Origin of the sequence: Pantoea sp. SIMBA_079, assembly GCF_046940275.1 — a bacterium.
Classification (GTDB): Bacteria; Pseudomonadota; Gammaproteobacteria; order Enterobacterales; family Enterobacteriaceae; genus Pantoea; species Pantoea borealis.
In genome coordinates this window covers 1-259 of the sequence record NZ_JAWRYR010000532.1, presented here as the reverse complement: position 1 = coordinate 259, position 259 = coordinate 1, and the positions used below count along the sequence as shown (strand labels likewise).

General features: G+C 72.6%; 1 protein-coding gene. It reads right to left on the bottom strand.

Going from position 1 to position 259, the window contains the following annotated elements; all coding sequences use genetic code 11:
- The coding region (locus SB719_RS21085; protein WP_412159874.1) for a hypothetical protein at positions 1–259 on the bottom strand (259 nt) is incomplete at both ends.

The window sequence follows — 259 nt, the reverse complement described above, 5'->3', positions numbered from 1 at the left end:
CCCAACGAAGCACACTGTAGGCGCCGCCCGGCACCGCCCCCGCACCGGTCCTGAACACGGCCCGCAACGTCGAAACACGACCGTCGTCGAGCCGCGCGCGGCTGTCGATACTATACGTGCCGCTGCCGCCGCCCAGCAGCGCCTCGGCCAGCAGCGCACCCGTCGCCTGGCGGGCCGCGAGAATGGGGTCCGCGTCGACGCCCATCGCCTGCAACACCTCCGCCGACGCGAATTGCTGGTCGGGAACCGGCAGGCGCGA